The organism is Bacillus sp. 05T22, assembly GCF_056396765.1.
The window spans coordinates 1-353 of sequence record NZ_JBFTMC010000313.1; the positions used below are offsets into that span (position 1 = coordinate 1).

At 54.1% G+C, this 353-nt stretch carries 1 protein-coding gene; it reads left to right on the forward strand.

Annotated elements, in window-relative coordinates; translation table 11 throughout:
* Positions 1–230: OmpH family outer membrane protein (locus AC1DIT_RS28635; protein ID WP_476998643.1), on the forward strand; the 230-nt coding region annotated here is incomplete at its 5' end.
* Positions 231–353 lie beyond the last annotated feature (123 nt).

A 353-nucleotide genomic window follows, 5' to 3' on the forward strand; every position in this document is an offset into this window, starting at 1 on the left:
AGCAAAAGGCCCGTGATTTCCAGTTCCAGTCCAAGGAGCTGAACGAAGCCAAAGCCGTTGCCGACCGTGAAATTCTGAAGCAGCTCAAGCCGAAACTGGACAGCGCTGTGGAAGAAGTCATCAAGAAAGGTGCTTATGACCTGGTCTTCGAGCGTGGCGCAGTGATTGATGTCAAGCCTCAGTACGACATCACTCGCCAGGTTATCGAGCGCATGAATCAGCTGAAGTAACCCATGACAGCGACTATAAAGCTCGGCCAGTTGGCCGAGTTCCTCGGCGCCACCTTACGTGGCGACCCGGAGAAAGAAATTACTGAGCTGGCCACTTTGCAAGAGGCTGGCCCAGCTCAGTTG